Below are 17,595 nucleotides of genomic sequence, written 5' to 3'. Positions count from 1 at the left end.
TCACCGTTTTGCCGTTGCGGGTTTTTGGCCTTAACGCCGCGGCGTAATATCCCGCTCCACCGGCGGTGCGTCCGGGTCCTGACCTTCGGGAAACTTGCCCCGCAAATGCCACGCAAACGCGATGATTTCGGCGATGGTGCGGTACAGCGGTTCGGGGATGCTGTCGCCCAGTTCGAGACGGGCCAGCAGTTTGACCAGTTCGGCGTTTTCGTAGATGGGGACTTCGTATTCGCGGGCGATGTCCAGAATGGCTTCGGCCAGTTGGTCGTCGCCCTTGGCGCTCAGGGTTGGGGCGCTTTGGCCGTCGTAGCTGAGTGCGATCGCCTGGCGCGGTGTGTCGTCGGTTCTGCTCATCAGGCGTTCTCGTCAATCCAGCGTTGTTCCAGAGCCGTTCGCGGGCCCTGGGGTGGCGTGCCATGGTTGCAGGCCAGTTCGCCGACGGCCAGGCCGCAGGCGATCAGCCTTTCGCGCAAATGCCCCAGTTCCTGGCCGATCAACGCTGCGCTGTCGGGTCGCTCGGCCCACAGCTGGCTTGATAACGTGCCGCGTAATAATTGGGCATGAACCTGCATCGGCCCCAGCGGTTCGAGATCGAACGCCAGATCGACCTTCCAGAGCTTTTCCCGTGTTTCCTGAACTTCGCCGTCCGCCTTTTCGTGGGAGGCTTCTTCGTCCGGCTTGTCCTCGCGCTGCACTTTGACCTGCAACGGCACGATGTCGTGGGCGTTGCGCATCGGCACTTCCATTTGCCAAGTGGTGACCTGCGTGCCGTCGGCGTTGGTGCGGGTCTGGTCCAGCCCGCCAAGTTGATGGCTTTGCACGCGGGAAACAGCAGCCGCGGCAAGCTTGAGCAGGATTTCCAGATCCTCTTCCTTCTCGCCGCCACTGACCGAGCGCGAGGGCAGCGGAAAGACGCTCGGCTGGGTGCGCGCTGCGACAAGGCCCAAAGTGCCCAGTGCGTTGCGAATGGCGTTGGGCATGACCCGCGCCAGGGTATTGGACGCTGCTGCTGCGTTATAGGTGCTGTTGTCTGGCAGGCCCGGCAGGATCTGCGCGATGAGACGCGTCAGGCTGGCTTTAAGGTCCGGCACCTGCATCGGATTCATGCCCGCCTGCAGTTTCGCCTCCAGAAACAGGCCGCTGGCGTTGAGAGCCTGGGCGACGGTTCTGGGCGATGTCATCTGTTCGACATCCGGGATGTCGGCCAGCAATTGGTTGATGCTGGCCTGTAGGGGCGCGCTGATTGCCGGACTGTTGCGCGGCAGGTTTTGCAGGGCGTTGAACAGGTTTTCCAGTGAGCCCTGACGGCTCTGCTGGGTGGCCAGTTGCTGTGCCACGGCCAGTTGGTCGAAGCGGCCGGGCAGGGCGACGAAGTTCAGGGCCTGATTGCTCTGCACCTGAGCGCTGAGCAGACTGCCGACTTTCAGCGGCTGCGGGCTGTCGATGGTCAGGCTGGCGCCTGCCTGTACGGTGTTCAGCAGCATCACGATCGAGCGATAAGTGGCTGGCGCAGCGGCTGCGGTGGCCGCGGGCATGTTGGTCAGCTGGCTGACCGCCTGAGCGATGACCTGAGTGGTCAACACCTTGCCCTGCAACAGCGTGCCGACCGGCAGTTGTCGGGTGTCGATACTGGTCAGCGAATTTTTCAGAGCGCTGTTGAGCTGCTGCAAGGTCAGCGTCAACTCGTTGGGCGAGGCCTGTGTCAGTTGTAACAGGCTGCCGGGCGTGAGCGGCACGGCGCTGCTGACGGGCAGGTTGGTCTGGGTGCCGTTGGCGAGGATCAGTTTGAGCAGCAACTGGAAATTCTGGTCGACTTGCTTGAGGGTCAGTACTTCGGCTTCGGCGGTCTGGCCTTCCGGTATCAGCTGGGCTGAAGCCTGCAGCAATGTCAGGACCTGTGCCTGGGTGATGTTGGCGCGTAGCTGTGCAGTCGTCGGGACCGCTGCGGGAACGCTGGTGATATCGCCTGTCATTGAATATTCGACCTGAGGAAATTGCCCCTTGGGTGTCAGGACTCGTATGTATAATACCGACCCAAAGCGGTCTGGCCGTCATTAAGTTCCCTTCATGTAACGGCCGCTTCATGCTCGACTTGAACTGCCATTTCCTCCGTTTGTGCTGTTATCGGCGCATTTCGAGACAACGCGATACTGGAAGCGCTCGATGACTGCTGTGACTCCACTTCTGCACGCCACTGCGCTGACTTGCGAGCGCGACGGACGGCTGTTGTTCGAGAACCTTGATCTCGCGCTGAAGGCTGGCGACCTGCTGCAGGTCAGCGGTCCCAATGGCAGCGGCAAGACCAGCCTGTTGCGCATGCTGTGCGGGCTGATGCAGCCCACAGAGGGGCAGGTGATGCTCAACGGCCATGCGCTGGACCGTCAGCGTCCGCAGCTGACCGGTCTGTTGCTGTGGATCGGTCATGCGTCAGGGCTCAAGGAGCTACTGACGCCGCTGGAAAACCTGTCCTGGCTGTATGCGTTGCAGGGAACTGGCGAGCCTGCCGATTTCGAGCAGGCCCTGGAGACGGTCGGGTTGAGCGGTTTTGAAGACGTGCCTTGCCACGCCTTGTCGGCCGGCCAGCAGCGTCGCGTTGCACTGGCTCGCCTTTATTTGCCGGGTCCTCCGATCTGGATACTCGACGAACCCTTCACTGCGCTGGACCAGCAGGGCATCAACCAGTTGGAAGCCTGTCTGGCTGAACACTGCGCGCGGGGCGGCGTCGTGGTGCTGACCACTCATCATGTGCTGGACCTCAAGCCTGCCGGTTGTCGACAACTGGATCTGGGAAGCAGACCGGCATGAGCAATGTGTTCATCCTGTTGCTGCAGCGCGAGGCACGACTGTTGGCGCGGCGTCCGGCAGAGCTGGCCAATCCGCTGGTGTTCTTTGCCATCGTGATTGCGTTATTCCCGCTGGCCGTCGGGCCGGAGACACAATTGTTGCAAACCTTGTCGCCGGGGCTGGTCTGGGTGGCGGCGCTGTTAGCCGTGCTGCTCTCGCTGGACGGGCTGTTTCGCAGTGATTTCGAGGACGGATCGCTGGAACAGTGGGTCCTTTCGCCGCACCCTCTGGCCCTTCTGGTTCTGGTCAAGGTACTGGCACACTGGGTCTTTTCCGGGCTGGCGCTGGTGCTGGTGGCGCCGGTGCTGGCCTTGATGCTGGGGTTGCCGGGACACTGCCTGCCGGTGCTGATGCTGTCGCTGCTGCTGGGTACGCCGGTGTTGAGCCTGCTGGGTGCGGTGGGTGCCGCGCTGACCGTCGGGCTCAAGCGTGGCGGACTGTTGTTGGCGCTGCTGATTCTGCCGCTGTACATCCCGGTGCTGATTCTGGGCAGCGGGGCGTTGCAGGCGGCCTTGCAAGGTATGCCCGCGACCGGTTATCTGCTGTGGCTGGGCAGCCTGACGGCACTTGCGGTTACCCTGACACCCTTTGCGATAGCCGCTGGCCTGAAGATCAGTGTCGGCGAATAATTGAGGTTCCGGGGCCTGCCCGTCAGGCGCCCGGTAAAACCCTGGATGCACCGTGATGAAAAGCGCTTCCCTCAAAAAGAGCAGCATCGGTTGGGCCTGGTTGCACCGGCTCGGCTCGCCGAAAGTCTTCTACGGCCTCAGTACGCGCCTGTTGCCGTGGTTGAGCATCGCGGCGCTGTTGCTGATCGGCATCGGAGTGGTCTGGGGACTGGCGTTCGCGCCGCCGGACTATCAGCAGGGCAACAGCTTTCGCATCATCTATATCCACGTGCCTGCGGCGATGCTGGCGCAATCCTGTTACGTGATGCTGGCGATCTGTGGCGTGATCGGGCTGGTGTGGAAGATCAAACTGGCGGACGTCGCGCTGCAGTCGGCCGCGCCTATCGGCGCATGGATGACCGCTTTGGCGCTGGCGACCGGTGCGATCTGGGGCAAACCGACCTGGGGCGCCTGGTGGGTGTGGGATGCTCGCCTGACATCCATGCTGATTCTGCTGTTTCTGTATTTCGGGCTCATTGCCTTGGGCAACGCGATCAATAACCGTGACAGCGCGGCCAAGGCCTGTGCGGTGCTGGCGATTGTCGGGGTGGTGAACATCCCGATCATCAAATATTCGGTCGAATGGTGGAACACGCTGCATCAGGGCGCGACCTTCAGCCTCACTGAAAAGCCGGCCATGCCTGCCGAAATGTGGCTGCCGCTGCTGTTCACCGTTCTGGGTTTCTATTGCTTCTTTGGTGCGGTACTGCTCATGCGCATGCGTCTGGAAGTGTTGAAACGCGAGTCGCGAACCCAGTGGGTACAGGCCGAAGTCCTGCGTTGCCTGGGTCCGTCGGAGCGCCTTTCATGAGTTTTGATTCGTTCGGCGATTTCCTCGCGATGGGCCGCCATGGACTGTTCGTCTGGTCGGCGTATGGCCTCTGTCTGCTGGTGCTGCTCGTCAACGTCGCGCTGCCGGTGGCGGCGCGTCGTCGCTATCTGCAACAGGAGGCGCGTCGTATGCGTCGGGAGAAGCGCACGTGAATCCGCTGCGCAGAAAGCGTCTGTTGATCATCCTGGCCATCGTGGCGGGGATAGGCCTGGCCCTGACGCTGGCCCTCAGCGCGCTGCAGGAAAACATCAATTTGTTCTACACCCCGAGCCAGATTGCCAACGGCGAAGCGCCTGTCGATACCCGCATTCGGGCGGGTGGCATGGTCGAGAAGGGCTCGTTGCAACGCTCGGCGGACTCGCTCGACGTACGCTTCGTCGTCACCGACTTCAACAAGTCGGTGACCATCACCTACCGGGGCATCCTGCCGGACCTGTTCCGTGAAGGGCAGGGCATCGTCGCGCTGGGCAGGCTGAACGCGCGAGGCGAGGTGGTGGCCGATGAAGTGCTGGCCAAGCACGACGAGAAGTACATGCCGCCGGAAGTGACCAAAGCGTTGCGCGACAGCGGCCAGGCCGCACCGGCTGCGTCTTCCACCCCATCGAAGCAGGGTTGACTGATGATTCCCGAACTCGGCCATCTGGCCATGATTCTGGCGCTGTGCTTTGCCCTTGTGCAGAGCAGCGTGCCGCTGATCGGTGCCTGGCGCGGTGATCCACTGTGGATGAGTCTGGCGCGTCCTGCGGCGTGGGGCCAGTTCAGCTTTCTGATCTTTGCCTTCGGTTGTCTGACTTACGCCTTCATGATCGACGACTTCTCGGTCGCTTACGTTGCACAGAACTCCAACACGGCGCTGCCCTGGTTCTACAAATTCAGTGCCGTGTGGGGCGCGCATGAAGGCTCGCTGCTGCTCTGGGCACTGATCCTGGGCGGCTGGACCTTTGCCGTATCGGTATTTTCCCGACAATTGCCACAAGTGATGCTAGCGCGAGTGCTGGCAGTGATGGGCATGATCAGCCTCGGCTTTCTGTCGTTCCTGATCCTCACCTCCAATCCGTTTGCGCGAATCCTGCCGCAGATGCCTGTCAACGGTCGCGATCTCAACCCGTTGTTGCAGGACATCGGCCTGATCGTGCACCCGCCGATGCTCTACATGGGCTATGTCGGTTTTTCCGTGGCCTTCGCCTTTGCCATCGCCGCCTTGCTCGGCGGGCGACTGGATGCCGCCTGGGCGCGCTGGTCGCGACCCTGGACGCTGGTGGCCTGGGCGTTTCTCGGCGTCGGAATCACCCTGGGTTCGTGGTGGGCCTACTACGAACTGGGCTGGGGCGGCTGGTGGTTCTGGGACCCGGTGGAAAACGCCTCGTTCATGCCCTGGCTGGTGGGCACTGCCTTGATCCACTCGCTGGCGGTCACCGAAAAACGCGGCGTATTCAAGAGCTGGACCGTGCTGCTGGCCATCGCGGCGTTTTCCCTGAGCCTGTTGGGGACCTTTCTGGTGCGCTCCGGGGTGCTGACATCGGTGCATGCGTTTGCCTCCGATCCGGCCCGTGGTGTGTTCATTCTGATCTTCCTGTTGATGGTGGTGGGCGGCTCGCTGACCTTGTTCGCCATCCGCGCGCCCGTGGTGAAAAGTCAGGTCGGCTTTGGTCTGTGGTCGCGGGAGACGCTGCTGCTGGGCAACAATCTGGTGCTGGTGGTCGCGGCGTCGATGATTCTGCTCGGCACGCTGTACCCGCTGGTGGTCGATGCCATGAGTGGCGCGAAGATGTCGGTCGGGCCGCCGTATTTCAATGCGCTGTTCGTGCCGTTGATGGCCCTGCTGATGGTGGTGATGGCCGTGGGGGTGCTGGTGCGCTGGAAAGATACGCCGGTCAAATGGCTGCTGGGCATGCTGACCCCGGTATTGATCGGCAGCGCGGTATTGGCGGTGATTGCCGGGCTGGCGCTGAGTGATTTCCAGTGGGCCGTACTGGCCACCTTCATGCTGGCGGCCTGGGTGCTGCTGGCCGGGGTGCGCGATCTGCTGGACAAGACGCGTCACAAGGGCCTGATCAATGGCGCACGCGGCCTGCATCGCAGTTACTGGGGCATGCAACTGGCGCACCTTGGCATTGCCGTGTGCGCGCTGGGTGTGGTGCTGTCGAGCCAGAACAGTGCCGAACGCGACCTGCGTCTGGCGCCGGGTCAGTCCGTCGAGCTGGGTGGCTACGTATTCGTTTTCGACGGCGCAAAGCACTATGAAGGGCCGAATTTCACCTCGGATCGCGGCACGATCCGGGTTTTGCGGGATAGCGAACAGGTCACGGCGTTGCACCCGGAGAAGCGCCTGTACACCGTGCAGCAATCGGTGATGACTGAGGCGGGTATCGATGCCGGTTTCAGCCGTGACCTTTACGTCGCGCTGGGCGAGCCGCTGGCCGATGGCGCATGGGCGGTGCGGGTGCATGTGAAACCGTTCGTGCGCTGGATCTGGTTCGGCGGCCTGCTGACCGGGTTGGGCGGCGTGCTGGCGGCCACTGATCGGCGTTATCGCGTTAAAGTCAAAGGCCGGGTGCGTGACGCGCTGGGCCTGTCGGAGGCCGCCGCATGAGGCGCTGGATCATGGTGTTGCCGCTGGTGGTCTTTCTCGGCGTGGCAGCCGTTCTGTTTCGAGGCTTGTACCTGGACCCTGCCGAGTTGCCATCGGCGCTGATCGACAAGCCGTTCCCCGACTTCACCCTGCGTGAAGTGCAAAGCGAACGCACGTTGACCCGCGCCGACCTGCTGGGCAAACCTGCGCTGGTCAACGTCTGGGCGACCTGGTGCATCGCCTGTCGCGTCGAGCACCCTGTGCTCAATCGGCTGGCGCAGCAGGGCGTGCTGATCTACGGCGTCAACTACAAGGACACCAACGCCGATGCTCTGAAATGGCTGAAGGATTTTCATGATCCTTATCGCCTCAATATTCGTGATGACCAAGGCTCGCTGGGCTTGAACCTTGGCGTGTACGGCGCGCCGGAGACCTTTCTGATCGATGCCAAGGGTGTCATTCGTCATAAGTACGTCGGCGTAATCGATGACACGGTCTGGCGCGAGCAACTGGCCGGGCTGTATCAGGCGCTGGTCGACGAGGCCAGACCATGAACCGCTCACTAAGCGCTGTGCTGTTGGTGCTTGGCCTTGCGATCAGTGGTCTCGCTCACGCTGCCATTGACGCCTATACCTTTCGCGACGAAGCCGAGCGCGCCCGCTATGCCGAACTGACTCGCGAGTTGCGTTGCCCCAAGTGCCAGAATCAGGACATCGCCGATTCCAATGCGCCGATCGCCGCAGACCTGCGCAAGGAAATCTACCGCATGCTGGGGGAAGGCCGGAGCAATCAGCAGATCATCGATTTCATGGTGGATCGCTATGGCGACTTCGTGCGCTATAAACCGGCGCTGACCGCCAGAACCTGGTTGTTGTGGTTCGGTCCGGCAGGCTTGCTGCTTGGAGGGCTGGTGGTGATGGCGGTGATCGTCAGACGACGTCGCAACCTGACTGCCGGGCAGGTCGATACGCTGTCCGATGAGGAGCGGCAACGCCTCGCCCATTTGCTGGATGAACACCGAAAATGATCGATTTCTGGATGGCGACCGGACTCTTGCTATTGGTGGCGCTGGGCTTCCTGCTAATCCCGGTGTTGCGCGGTCAGCGTGCGCAGCGCGAGGAGGACCGCACAGCGCTGAACGTTGCGCTGTATCAGGAACGGCTCAGCGAGCTGCAAGGTCAGCAGGAAGAAGGCGTTCTTTCAGCCATGCAGATCCAGAGCGCCCGTGACGAAGCGGCGCGAGAGTTGCTGGCTGACACCGAGGGGGCCGAAAAGGCCCGAACCGCACGGCTTGGCAAACCCTGGCTGTTGCTGGCGGCAGTACTGGTTCCGGTGTTGGGCATGGGCGCTTATCTGCAGCTTGGCGCCAGCGACAAGGTCGAACTGAGCCGCGAATTCTCTCAACCGCCCACCTCGCTGGCCGACATGACCCAGCGTCTGGAGCGTACCGTACAGGCTCAGCCCGATTCGTCCGAAAGCCTGTATTTTCTGGCGCGCAGCTACATGGCGCAGAACCGTCCGGGCGATGCGGCGCAGATGTTCGAGCGCGCTGCTGGCCTCGCCGGGCGTCCACCGGAACTGCTCGGACAATGGGCGCAGGCGTTGTACTTCGCCAGCGACAAGCATTTCACGCCGCAGGTGCAGGCCCTGACCGACGAAGCGCTGAAGGCCGATCCCAAAGAAGTCACCAGCCTGGGTTTGCTGGGCATCGCGGCATTTGAAACCGAGCGCTATCAGGCGGCGGTCGATTACTGGACCCGGCTTCTTAACGTACTGCCTGCGCAGGACCCGTCGCGCTCGGCACTGGAAGGCGGCATCGCCCGTGCCAGGGAAAACCTGAAAACCGGCGCGAAACCGGCGCTGGCTGCAAGCAGGGCTGCTTCTATAAAAGTACGGGTCGATCTGGCGCCTGCCTTGAAAGACAAGGTCCAGCCACGTGACAGCGTGTTCATTTTCGCCCGTGCTGTCGATGGCCCGCCCGCGCCGCTGGCGGTCAAGCGCATCACGGTTGCCGAGCTGCCCGCCGAGGTCGAACTCAGCGATGCCGACGCAATGATGCCGCAGCTGAAACTGTCGAACTTTCCGCAAGTCCAACTGGTAGCTCGCGTGTCCCGCGCAGGGCAGCCGACCACCGGTGAGTGGGTCGGCCGCGGCCAGCCACTGGCCAGCGACAGCGGGGCGCAACAGGCGTTGATCATCGACAGCCCTGATAAATAGACAGCCAGAGAAGAAGAGAGCCCGCTTATGTACCGCACTGCACGTATCACCTTGTTGGGTCTGGCCCTGGGCTTGAGCGCCTGTGCGGTTCAGCCACCGGCCCCGACGAGTCAGGAACCGATTCAGTCATTGCCCGGTGGCCAGCAGCCCGGCGCTCCGCGTCCCACTCCGACGCCGAACAAGCCACCCGTCAAGGCGCCGTCCAGTGGTCCGAAAACGTCGGCCAGCTTCGCGCCACCGCCGGGCGGCAACAGTCATTGGGATGCGCGCATGGGCGTGTACGTAATGGATGACCAGAGCAACACTTTCTATCGCCAGCGTACTTACTACCAGTGGAACAACGGTTGGAGCTGGGCGACCAGCCCGAACGGACCGTGGCAGCCGACCGATGCCAGCGGCGTGCCGGCAGGTCTGGGGCGTCAGTTCAGCAACTGAGTTCCGCAAATGAAAACGGCGACCCTGAGGGTCGCCGTTTTCATTTGCATGGGGCGGTTTATCTGCCGGGGTTATTTGCCCGAATAGATCTGGTCGAACACGCCGCCGTCGATGAAGTGGGTCTTCTGCACGGTGCGCCAGTCACCGAAGGTTTTCTCCACGGACAGGAAATCCACCTTCGGGAAGCGGTCCTTGTACTTGGCCAGAATCGCTGGGTCACGCGGACGCAGGTAGTTGCTCGCGGCGATTTCCTGACCTTCTGGCGACCAGAGATACTTCAGGTATTCTTCGGCCAGAACGCGCGACTTCTTGCGGTCCACGACCTTGTCCACCACGCTCACCGGCGGCTCGGCTTCTGCCGATACGGAAGGGTAGACCACTTCGAACTGATCACGGCCGAACTCGCGGGCGATCATCTCGGCCTCGTTTTCAAAGGTCACCAGTACGTCGCCGATCTGGTTGGTCATGAAGGTAGTCGTTGCGCCACGGCCACCGGTGTCGAGTACCGGCACATGCTTGAACAGCTTGCCGACAAAGTCTTTTGCAGCTGCTTCATCGCCACCGTTTTTCAGGGTGTAACCCCACGCCGACAGGTAGGTGTAACGGCCGTTACCCGAGGTCTTGGGGTTTGGCACGATGACTTCCACGCCGTCCTTGATCAGGTCCGGCCAGTCTTTCAGCGCTTTCGGGTTGCCCTTGCGCACGATGAACACCGTGGCGGAGGTGAAGGGCGCGCTGTTGTTCGGCAGACGGCTGACCCAGTCCTTGGGCACCAACTCACCGTTGTCAGCCAGGGCATTGATGTCGGTGGCCATGTTCATGGTAATCACGTCAGCCGGCAAGCCGTCGATGACCGAACGCGCCTGCTTGCTCGACCCGCCGAAGGACATCTGCACAGTCACGTCTTCGTTTTTCTCGGCTTTCCAGTGCTTCTGGAAGGCGCTGTTGTAGTCCTTGTAGAAGTCGCGCATCACGTCATAGGAGACGTTGAGCAGTGTCGGTGCGGCCTGGGCGGCGCTGGAAAGGGCCAGGCCTGCGGCCAGTAGCGAAGCGGCGAAAAGTCTGTTCACTGCGAAGTCCTTTGAGTGTGGATCATTATTGTCTGATGGCTTAATGCCGCGACACTAGCAGTCGCGCATCGCTGTGCCTAAATACCAAAAACGTCTGTGCTTATGCCTGATTTACTTCCCTGGGGAACAGCTGATTGCCGCACCGTGAGCAGAAGGCGGCACCATGCTCGTGGAATTTCTTCGCGCACACCGGGCAATCATGCTTCAGTTGTTCGCCGCGCATGGCATTGGCCAGTTCGGCGGTGAATATACCGGTGGGCACGGCGATGATCGAGTAACCGGTGATCATCACCAGCGAAGAGAGCATCTGACCGACCGGCGTCTTGGGCACGATATCGCCGAAGCCTACTGTCGTCAGGGTGACGATAGCCCAGTAGATGCCCTTGGGAATGCTGGTAAAGCCGTGTTCCGGGCCTTCGATCACATACATCAGGGTGCCGAATACCGTGACCAGCGTCGAAACGGTCACCAGAAACACGATGATCTTCTGTTTGCTGCCGCGCAACGCCGCCAGCAGGTAGTTGGCCTGACGCAGGTACGTACCGAGCTTCAAGACCCTGAAGATTCGCAACATGCGGACGATCCGCACGATCAGCAGGTACTGCGCATCGCTGTAATAGATCGCCAGCACGCCCGGCACGATGGCCAGCAGGTCCACCAGCCCGTAGAAGCTGAAAGCGTATTTAAGCGGTCGCGGCGAGCAGTACAGCCGCAGAATGTACTCAACGGCAAAAATCGCGGTGAAGCCCCATTCCACCCAGGCAAACACCTGCGAGTAATCGCGGTGAATGCTCTCGATGCTGTCAATGATCGTGACCAGCAGACTGAGCAGGATGAGGACCAGCAAGACCTTGTCGAAGCGCCGCCCGGCAGGCGTGTCAGCCTCGAAAATAACGATATGCAGCCGCTCGCGGCGGCTGAGAGAGGCGTCCATGGTGCATTCCGAGTCTGAAGATCGGGTGAGCCTAGGAGCATTGGGGGTTGGAGTGCAAGCTGTGGTGTCAGATGACTGATTTGCGTCGCACTCTGGAGCGTCCTGAGAGGCGTTACCACGCTGGAGCATGGGAACGATCGGTGGTCTCAAGCACACTGATCGTGTTCATCGCTCCTCGCTCATCGTTATACACAAGTCATCTGGCTATCCGGAAAGACAGCGGCACTGGCGTGCTTTTGTAGCGCGATGGCATGAACACCGCAGATCGCGACGTGGACGAAGGAACCCCGGCGAAGCCGGGGCCGGAACCGGAGCGAATGACTTTGGCTACTTTGGTCCCTCAAAGTAGCGCGCCGTAAGGGCGCAAAGGTGACCTGAGTCGGGCGCTCGGCTCACTGAGTCCGCAATCTGCGTCACATTCTCACGGGTTATTTGCCCGCCACTTGATCCTTCTCCCAACCCCCACCCAGCGCCAGGAACAGGTTGATCTGGCCCATGGCGACCTGGGTGTTGGCTTCGGCCAGTTGGGCACGGACATCGGTGTAGGTGCGGGTGGCCTGCAGGTCGGCCAGGAATGATGCGCGGCCGGCCTGGTAGAAACGGTGGGTCTGGTCGGCGGCCTCCTTGGCCGATTGCTCGGCGTCTTTCAGGGCGTCGCGGCGGTCGAGCAGGGCGGTGTACTGGGCCAGGCCGGTCTGGGTTTCGCGGATGGCGTTGAGCACCACGCCGTCAAAGCGGGCCAATGACGCTTGTGCCGAGGCTTCAGCCTGATGGATGCGGGCGCGTGAGCCGTTGGACGGGATGGTCCAGCTCAGCAGCGGCCCGAAGCCCCAGCGATTGGCCGCCGGTTTGCCCAGGTTCTCGATCATGCCCACGGTGCCGATATTCGCGCCGATGCTGATGTCCGGGTACAGCTCGCCCGTCGCAACGCCGATCTGTGCGGTGGACATCGCCAGATGCCGTTCCGCCTGACGAATATCCGGGCGGCGCTTGAGCAGCGCGGCGCCATCGCCTACCGGCATGACCTGTGCGATGTGCGGCAACTCATTGCAGGTGCTGACGCCCGCAGGCAACTGCTCGACAGGCCGGGCCAGCAGCATCGACAGACGGAACAGCGCCGCCTGACGCTGCGCTTCGTAGCGCGGCAGTTCGGCGCGCAGGGACTTGAACTGGGTCTGGGAGCGGGTGACTTGGGTTTCATCGCCACGCCCGGCATCGCGCAGGCGCTGGTTCAGCTTCACGCTCTGCTGTTGCAGGTCCAGCGACTCGCGGGCGATGTCGTGCTCTTCATTGGCGGCGCACACCTGCGTATAGGCGCGCACCACGTCGGCGACCACGGTGATGCGGGCGGTGTCTGCCGCCGCCTGAGTGGCATCGATGTTGGCCTGCGCGGCTTCGATGCCACGCTGCAGAGTGCCGAACAGGTCGAACTGATAAGACGTGGTCAGGCCGATATCGCCGACATTGGCCACCGGCACTTTGTCGGGCAGCAGAAAGGCTTCCCCCGACTCCTGCAAACGCTGTGCGCCGATCTTGGCGCTGTTGGTAAAGCCCCCTGCGGCGTCAGCTTCGGCACCCTGATAGCGCGAGCGTTGCAGGTTGGCGGCGGCAATGCGCAGGTCGGTGTTCGACGCCATGGCCTGACGCACCAGCTCATCCAGTTTCGGGTCCTGATACAGCCGCCACCAGTGCGCAGGCACCGGGGCCGACACGCTGTTCACCGACTGGCCCGCCAGTTCGCCCTGCAAGTCCGGGCGGTTGATCGCGCTGTCTTTCGGCAACTTATAGTCTGGCCCGACCATCTGGCAGGCCGACAGCAGGGCGCTGAAACCCAGCACCATCAGGCGAGGAGCCCGTTTCATCGTGTGGCCTCCCGAGTGTCTTCGATGATCGACACGGTCGCCGTCCGCCCGGCGATCATGCGGAAATCCTTGGGCACATCGTCAAAGGCAATCCGCACCGGAATACGCTGGGCCAGTCGCACCCAACTGAACGCTGGGTTGACGTTGGGCAGCAGGTTCGAGCCGCTGGTGCGGTCGCGGTCTTCGATGCCCGCGACGATGCTGACCACGTGCCCGGTCAGCCGCGCGTTGTCACCGATAACCCGGATGTCCACGCCCTGGCCGACATGAATGCCGTCCAGTTTGGTTTCTTCGAAATAGCCGTCGATGTGGAATGACGCAGCATCCACCACCGACAGCACCGGGCGTCCGGCGCTGACGAACTCGTGTTCGCGAGGTGCGCGGTCGTTGAGGTAGCCGTCCACCGGGCTCTTGATCACCGAGCGGTCCAGGTTCAGCTGCGCGGCGTCCACCGCCACGCGTGCTTCGCCCAGTGCTGACAATGCGCGGGCTTCGCGGGACTGGCTTTCTTCCAGTTGCTCGCGTGCCACCAGATTGCCGAGACCACGGTTGCGTTTGTTCTCGCGGCGCGCCTGTTCCCACGTTTCCTGGCGTTCGGCCACGGTGGCCTGGGCTTGACGCAAGGCCAGGCGGAAGCGGTCCTGGTCGATGGTGAACAGCACCTGGCCTTTGTGCACCGGCTGGTTGTCGGTGACCTCGACCTTCTGGATCAGCCCGGACACGTCCGGAGCGATTTGCACGATGTCAGCGCGAATGTGACCGTCGCGGGTCCAGGGTGCGTACATGTAGTACATCACCATGCGCCAGACGACGACGGCAGCCAGAGTCACCACCAGCAGGGTCAGGACCACGCGGCCCAGAGTCAGTATCGGTTTTTTCATGTCATCAGGTATCGACTGAGAGTATCCACGGCGCCGAGCAACAAAGCGTATAGACCTACGTTGAACAAAGCCCGGTGCCAGACCAGACGGTAGAAGTGGGCGCGCGACAGTACGGCATGCACGCCGAGAAACAGCAGATAGGCGATGCCCATCATGGCCAGAAAAGTGGGGATGAAGATCCCGCTGATGTCCAGATCGCCGATCATAAAGGCGCTCCATCGATGTTATGCGGCAGTTGTTCGGTCAGCTCGTCGGCCACGGTGACGATCTCCACGCCCGGCAGCAGGGCCAGACGCAGACCGCTGAGCGCGTGCAGCAGGTGGACGCGGGCCGGGTTGTCGCCCATGTCCTGATCGGTCAGCGAACGGCGTGCGCGGTCCATGAGTATCAACAGGCCCCGTGGTGCAGGCAGACGCTCACCGGCCTTGGTGCAGTGCCGGAAATAGCCGCTGACTTCGTCGATGACCTGGCGCAGCAGCACCTGTGCCTGCGGTGTCGCACGGCGGGTGTAGGCGAGCAGGTCGAGCATGTTCAGCGCGACGCGCAGTTCACGCAGGGCGATGCCGGTGTCCTGCGCGGTCAGGGTCAGGCGCGGCAGTTGCTGCATCAGGCGATCGAGCATTTGCACGCCCATGCGCCGGTGTTCGGCCAGGGTCGAGTCTTCGCTGAGGCTGGCGATGTCGCGCCAGCTGAAGCGGGTCAGGCGCTTGACCGCGAGGTCCACACCGAACGGACGGAACACCAAGGTCCAGATAAACGCAAACAGCAGACCCGCCGGTCCGGCCAGATTGGAGTTGAGGAAGTTCAGGAAGTCCGCATCGTAGGCGCTCTGGATGCTGATGAATGACGAGGTGTTGACGATGGTCAGCAGCGTGCCCAGAAAGAAGCGTGGCTGTACGGTCAGCGTGCCGACGCAGATGAAGGGCACCGAAAACGCCAGCACCAGCATCGGAAAGTCATGCAGGTTGGGCAGGACCACGAACAGGTACAGGCTGGCGAACACCACCGACAGCATGGTCCAGAAAAAGAATCGATAGATCTGCGGCGCAGGGTCGTCCATGGCGGCAAAGAAGCTGCACGACACGGCGGCCAGCGCCACGGCACTCGCGCCATCCTTCCAGCCCAGCAGAATCCACAGCACCGACGCGACGATGATCGCCAGCACGGTCGAGGCCACTGAATAAAGCATCAGGCCACGGTCCAGAAAGGGTGTCAGCCGACCCAGACGCCAGTGGCGATAGACCGCACGCCATTGCGACTGATCGTCGGTCTTGATCGCGTATTGCAAGGTGCGGCAGTCCTGCCAAAGGTCAATCCATTCGCCCAGCCGGAACAGCACGTTGGACAGCAGCAATTGATCACGGTCGTCCAGTTGCGCGGAGTCCGGTTGCAACTGCTCCATGGATCGATGCAACTGCTGCCATTGTTCCTGTTGCGGACCGTTGGCGGTGTTTTCCAGCCAGTTGCGGGTTTCCAGCAGCAGGGGCGACAGGCTGGCGAGCAGTTCCGGCGTGCGCCGTTCCAGCGCCCACAGCGCATCGTCGAGGGCGTCGATGACCGGTAGTAGGTGAATCATGCGGCCGCGCAATTCGTGAGCATTGCGCACGGTCTGTTTGCGAGCACCTTCGTGGCTCAACTGGCCGATCATCATTTCCAGCGAGTTGAAGCTGCCGACCATCGAATTGCGCAGGGTGCCGATCTCTTCAGGCTCGCAGGTGCGGCTCAGGAAACGTTCGCTGTAGCTCGCTGCATCGCTGAACCACTTTTCCGTGGTCGCCTGAAACACCGGAGCCAGGCGTCTGGGCCAGAACATGGCACCGACCACGGCGGCGCAGATGATGCCCAGAAAGATCTCTTCGGTACGCGACACCGCGATCTCGAATACCGCTTGCGGGTTGTCCACCACAGGCAGGGAAATCAACGGCATGGTGTAACCCGCCAGCATCAGCGCGTAGCTGTTGGCGGTGCGCAGGTGCAGCGACAGAAACAGCAGCGTGCCGGTCCATAGCCCGACCACCACCGCGAGCAGAAAAGGAGTCTGCACGAACATCGGCACCAGCAGCACCGACGCCGCAGCACCTGCCAGCGTACCGGCAGCGCGGTACAGCGCCTTGGAGCTGGTCGGGCCTACGAACGGGCTGGACACGATGTAGACGGTGGCCATGGCCCAGTAGGGGCGTGGCATTTCCATCAGCAACGCAATGTAGAGCGCCAGCATTGAGGCGCCGAAGGTGCGCACGCCATAAAACCAATCGCGTGCCGGCGGCACACTAGAGAAAAAGCCCTTCATGGCTGTGCACCGTGATCTGCGCCTGCCGCTTCGGAAAACGCCTGGAACACACGCAACGCAGCGTCAAGGTCTTCAGGGTCGAGATTTTTCAGTACGTCGGCACGCAAACGCGTCAGCTCGGTTTCAATCGAACCAGCCAGTTCGCGGCCCTTGTCGGTCAGGCTCAAGGCCTTGGCGCGACGGTCGTTGGGGTCTTCAGTGCGGCAGACGATACCGGCCTTGCACAACTGATCCAGCAGGCGGACCAGGGTCGGGCTCTCCATTCCGGCGGCGTGCGCCACTTTGACCTGATGCACGCCGTCTCCCAGCCGCGCAATGGCCAGCAACGGCCCCGCGCAGGCTTCGGAAATACCGTAGGTGACCAGCGTGGTCTGGCAGTTGCGTCGCCAGTGGCGTGACGCCGCAACCAGACCGCTGCTGATCGCCCTGTGAAGCGCATCGACAGACATGGAAAGCAACCTGAAATTTAGTTAGGAGCGATATTGTTAGCGAGGATATTAGTAGCTTGCTAACTAATATCCCGTAACAACTTGTTTCAGTCAACCTCGGATCGCTCAACGGTGTTTTTCAGACAACGGAGGAATCGGGGATGTGATGTCGACCGCAATACCTCGATAAACGGTCGTGCGTAGTAAACCAAAACCAGGAAAAGTTCCTTGCTATCGAAAATAATCGATACCGTTCGTCGGTAAATGGCGCTTCAAATCATCAATTTTCGGGGTCTTCTTTCAAAAAAATGACGCCATGCCGAAATGACAAGGTCCGCCCAGACCGATGCGTTCAGGTCAAAACTGGCAAATGGCTTTCTTTCGGAAATTGACATCAAAATAGTGGCTTTGACACCCGAATGACGTTTTGTTGGCGCCAATGCTTTGTCGAGCCTGTTTAAAAAATAAACGATTCAGCCGATAGTCTGGATGAACCGAACGGGCCAGGGCGCCCGTTCCAGAGCCCTTCTGCTGATGCGCGACGCGCACCTTGCGAGCAACG

Annotated in this window: 19 protein-coding genes; 10 read left to right on the top strand and 9 right to left on the bottom strand. The window is 61.7% G+C overall.

The window, feature by feature from the left end; translation table 11 throughout:
• Positions 1-30: 30 nt before the first annotated feature.
• Together CFBP1590_RS17475 and fliK are read right to left on the bottom strand one after the other, a co-directional pair.
• A complete protein-coding gene (locus tag CFBP1590_RS17475) occupies positions 31-354 on the bottom strand; it encodes an EscU/YscU/HrcU family type III secretion system export apparatus switch protein (RefSeq protein WP_029241430.1) in 324 nt (107 codons plus the stop codon).
• The gene (gene fliK, locus CFBP1590_RS17470; protein ID WP_088235601.1) at positions 354-1,973 is read right to left on the bottom strand and encodes a flagellar hook-length control protein FliK; all 1,620 of its coding nucleotides are present in this window, start codon (positions 1,971-1,973) and stop codon (positions 354-356) included. Before fliK ends, CFBP1590_RS17475 begins: the two co-directional genes overlap by 1 nt.
• 190 nt (positions 1,974-2,163) lie before the next feature.
• Here fliK and ccmA point away from each other — a divergent pair, with 190 nt between their 5' ends.
• Genes ccmA through CFBP1590_RS17420 form a run of 10 tightly spaced genes read left to right on the top strand, consistent with a single transcriptional unit; the run spans position 2,164 to position 9,568 of the window.
• Positions 2,164-2,805: a cytochrome c biogenesis heme-transporting ATPase CcmA gene (gene ccmA / locus CFBP1590_RS17465; RefSeq protein ID WP_088235600.1), complete on the top strand. Its 642-nt coding sequence runs from the start codon at positions 2,164-2,166 to the stop codon at positions 2,803-2,805.
• Positions 2,802-3,473: a heme exporter protein CcmB gene (gene ccmB, locus CFBP1590_RS17460; protein ID WP_088235599.1), complete on the top strand. Its 672-nt coding sequence runs from the start codon at positions 2,802-2,804 to the stop codon at positions 3,471-3,473. Before ccmA ends, ccmB begins: the two co-directional genes overlap by 4 nt.
• Before the next feature lie 55 nt (positions 3,474-3,528).
• Entirely contained in the window at positions 3,529-4,323 is a 795-nt protein-coding gene (locus tag CFBP1590_RS17455) for a heme ABC transporter permease (protein ID WP_057408397.1), read from the top strand.
• Positions 4,320-4,496 carry a heme exporter protein CcmD gene (ccmD, locus tag CFBP1590_RS17450; RefSeq protein WP_025996941.1) on the top strand — a complete coding sequence of 59 codons (177 nt, stop codon included), beginning with the start codon at positions 4,320-4,322 and terminating at the stop codon, positions 4,494-4,496. The genes CFBP1590_RS17455 and ccmD overlap by 4 nt, the downstream gene beginning before the upstream one ends.
• Positions 4,493-4,960: a cytochrome c maturation protein CcmE gene (gene ccmE, locus CFBP1590_RS17445; RefSeq protein WP_088235598.1), complete on the top strand. Its 468-nt coding sequence runs from the start codon at positions 4,493-4,495 to the stop codon at positions 4,958-4,960. The genes ccmD and ccmE overlap by 4 nt, the downstream gene beginning before the upstream one ends.
• Before the next feature lie 3 nt (positions 4,961-4,963).
• A complete protein-coding gene (locus tag CFBP1590_RS17440; protein WP_088235597.1) occupies positions 4,964-6,937 on the top strand; it encodes a heme lyase CcmF/NrfE family subunit in 1,974 nt (657 codons plus the stop codon).
• Entirely contained in the window at positions 6,934-7,470 is a 537-nt protein-coding gene (locus CFBP1590_RS17435) for a DsbE family thiol:disulfide interchange protein (protein ID WP_088235596.1), read from the top strand. The genes CFBP1590_RS17440 and CFBP1590_RS17435 overlap by 4 nt, the downstream gene beginning before the upstream one ends.
• The gene (locus CFBP1590_RS17430; RefSeq protein ID WP_004888150.1) at positions 7,467-7,943 is read left to right on the top strand and encodes a cytochrome c-type biogenesis protein; all 477 of its coding nucleotides are present in this window, start codon (positions 7,467-7,469) and stop codon (positions 7,941-7,943) included. The genes CFBP1590_RS17435 and CFBP1590_RS17430 overlap by 4 nt, the downstream gene beginning before the upstream one ends.
• On the top strand, positions 7,940-9,133 hold the full coding sequence (gene ccmI, locus CFBP1590_RS17425; protein ID WP_088235595.1) for a c-type cytochrome biogenesis protein CcmI: 1,194 nt from the start codon (positions 7,940-7,942) through the stop codon (positions 9,131-9,133). Before CFBP1590_RS17430 ends, ccmI begins: the two co-directional genes overlap by 4 nt.
• Before the next feature lie 27 nt (positions 9,134-9,160).
• Positions 9,161-9,568 (top strand): hypothetical protein, encoded by a 408-nt coding sequence (locus CFBP1590_RS17420; RefSeq protein ID WP_043304595.1) that lies wholly within the window; start codon positions 9,161-9,163, stop codon positions 9,566-9,568.
• A 71-nt stretch (positions 9,569-9,639) separates the two neighbouring features.
• Here the strand turns inward: CFBP1590_RS17420 and CFBP1590_RS17415 are convergent, their stop codons facing one another.
• The 7 genes from CFBP1590_RS17415 to CFBP1590_RS17385 all read right to left on the bottom strand — a co-directional run bounded on the left by CFBP1590_RS17415 (position 9,640) and on the right by CFBP1590_RS17385 (position 17,054).
• Positions 9,640-10,638 carry a sulfate ABC transporter substrate-binding protein gene (locus CFBP1590_RS17415; RefSeq protein ID WP_088235594.1) on the bottom strand — a complete coding sequence of 333 codons (999 nt, stop codon included), beginning with the start codon at positions 10,636-10,638 and terminating at the stop codon, positions 9,640-9,642.
• A 100-nt stretch (positions 10,639-10,738) separates the two neighbouring features.
• Positions 10,739-11,572 (bottom strand): ion transporter, encoded by an 834-nt coding sequence (locus CFBP1590_RS17410; protein ID WP_057408392.1) that lies wholly within the window; start codon positions 11,570-11,572, stop codon positions 10,739-10,741.
• A gap of 428 nt (positions 11,573-12,000) precedes the next feature.
• Positions 12,001-13,434: an efflux transporter outer membrane subunit gene (locus CFBP1590_RS17405; RefSeq protein WP_088235593.1), complete on the bottom strand. Its 1,434-nt coding sequence runs from the start codon at positions 13,432-13,434 to the stop codon at positions 12,001-12,003.
• Positions 13,431-14,315: an efflux RND transporter periplasmic adaptor subunit gene (locus CFBP1590_RS17400; protein ID WP_029241417.1), complete on the bottom strand. Its 885-nt coding sequence runs from the start codon at positions 14,313-14,315 to the stop codon at positions 13,431-13,433. The genes CFBP1590_RS17405 and CFBP1590_RS17400 overlap by 4 nt, the downstream gene beginning before the upstream one ends.
• The gene (locus CFBP1590_RS17395; RefSeq protein ID WP_003378219.1) at positions 14,312-14,521 is read right to left on the bottom strand and encodes a DUF1656 domain-containing protein; all 210 of its coding nucleotides are present in this window, start codon (positions 14,519-14,521) and stop codon (positions 14,312-14,314) included. The genes CFBP1590_RS17400 and CFBP1590_RS17395 overlap by 4 nt, the downstream gene beginning before the upstream one ends.
• The gene (locus CFBP1590_RS17390; protein ID WP_069144446.1) at positions 14,518-16,605 is read right to left on the bottom strand and encodes an FUSC family protein; all 2,088 of its coding nucleotides are present in this window, start codon (positions 16,603-16,605) and stop codon (positions 14,518-14,520) included. Before CFBP1590_RS17390 ends, CFBP1590_RS17395 begins: the two co-directional genes overlap by 4 nt.
• Positions 16,602-17,054, bottom strand: coding sequence for a MarR family winged helix-turn-helix transcriptional regulator (locus CFBP1590_RS17385; protein WP_025996953.1), 453 nt, complete (start codon positions 17,052-17,054; stop codon positions 16,602-16,604). Before CFBP1590_RS17385 ends, CFBP1590_RS17390 begins: the two co-directional genes overlap by 4 nt.
• Positions 17,055-17,595 lie beyond the last annotated feature (541 nt).

The organism is Pseudomonas viridiflava (genome assembly GCF_900184295.1).
In the GTDB taxonomy this organism is placed as follows: Bacteria; Pseudomonadota; Gammaproteobacteria; order Pseudomonadales; family Pseudomonadaceae; genus Aquipseudomonas; species Aquipseudomonas viridiflava.
The sequence above is the reverse complement of the archived record's forward strand: the minus strand, read 5'-3'. Positions and strand labels throughout refer to the sequence as shown.

Bases quoted from the DNA above. Each gene is read 5' to 3' on its own strand.
- ccmB (WP_088235599.1), top strand. From the start codon at position 2,802: ATGAGCAATGTGTTCATCCTGTTGCTGCAGCGCGAGGCACGACTGTTG.
- CFBP1590_RS17455 (WP_057408397.1), top strand. From the start codon at position 3,529: ATGAAAAGCGCTTCCCTCAAAAAGAGCAGCATCGGTTGGGCCTGGTTG.
- CFBP1590_RS17405 (WP_088235593.1), bottom strand. From the start codon at position 13,434: ATGAAACGGGCTCCTCGCCTGATGGTGCTGGGTTTCAGCGCCCTGCTG.
- CFBP1590_RS17420 (WP_043304595.1), top strand. From the start codon at position 9,161: ATGTACCGCACTGCACGTATCACCTTGTTGGGTCTGGCCCTGGGCTTG.
- CFBP1590_RS17390 (WP_069144446.1), bottom strand. From the start codon at position 16,605: ATGAAGGGCTTTTTCTCTAGTGTGCCGCCGGCACGCGATTGGTTTTAT.
- ccmI (WP_088235595.1), top strand. From the start codon at position 7,940: ATGATCGATTTCTGGATGGCGACCGGACTCTTGCTATTGGTGGCGCTG.
- CFBP1590_RS17440 (WP_088235597.1), top strand. From the start codon at position 4,964: ATGATTCCCGAACTCGGCCATCTGGCCATGATTCTGGCGCTGTGCTTT.
- CFBP1590_RS17410 (WP_057408392.1), bottom strand. From the start codon at position 11,572: ATGGACGCCTCTCTCAGCCGCCGCGAGCGGCTGCATATCGTTATTTTC.
- CFBP1590_RS17385 (WP_025996953.1), bottom strand. From the start codon at position 17,054: ATGTCTGTCGATGCGCTTCACAGGGCGATCAGCAGCGGTCTGGTTGCG.
- CFBP1590_RS17475 (WP_029241430.1), bottom strand. From the start codon at position 354: ATGAGCAGAACCGACGACACACCGCGCCAGGCGATCGCACTCAGCTAC.
- fliK (WP_088235601.1), bottom strand. From the start codon at position 1,973: ATGACAGGCGATATCACCAGCGTTCCCGCAGCGGTCCCGACGACTGCA.
- ccmD (WP_025996941.1), top strand. From the start codon at position 4,320: ATGAGTTTTGATTCGTTCGGCGATTTCCTCGCGATGGGCCGCCATGGA.
- CFBP1590_RS17435 (WP_088235596.1), top strand. From the start codon at position 6,934: ATGAGGCGCTGGATCATGGTGTTGCCGCTGGTGGTCTTTCTCGGCGTG.
- ccmA (WP_088235600.1), top strand. From the start codon at position 2,164: ATGACTGCTGTGACTCCACTTCTGCACGCCACTGCGCTGACTTGCGAG.
- CFBP1590_RS17400 (WP_029241417.1), bottom strand. From the start codon at position 14,315: ATGAAAAAACCGATACTGACTCTGGGCCGCGTGGTCCTGACCCTGCTG.
- CFBP1590_RS17395 (WP_003378219.1), bottom strand. From the start codon at position 14,521: ATGATCGGCGATCTGGACATCAGCGGGATCTTCATCCCCACTTTTCTG.
- CFBP1590_RS17430 (WP_004888150.1), top strand. From the start codon at position 7,467: ATGAACCGCTCACTAAGCGCTGTGCTGTTGGTGCTTGGCCTTGCGATC.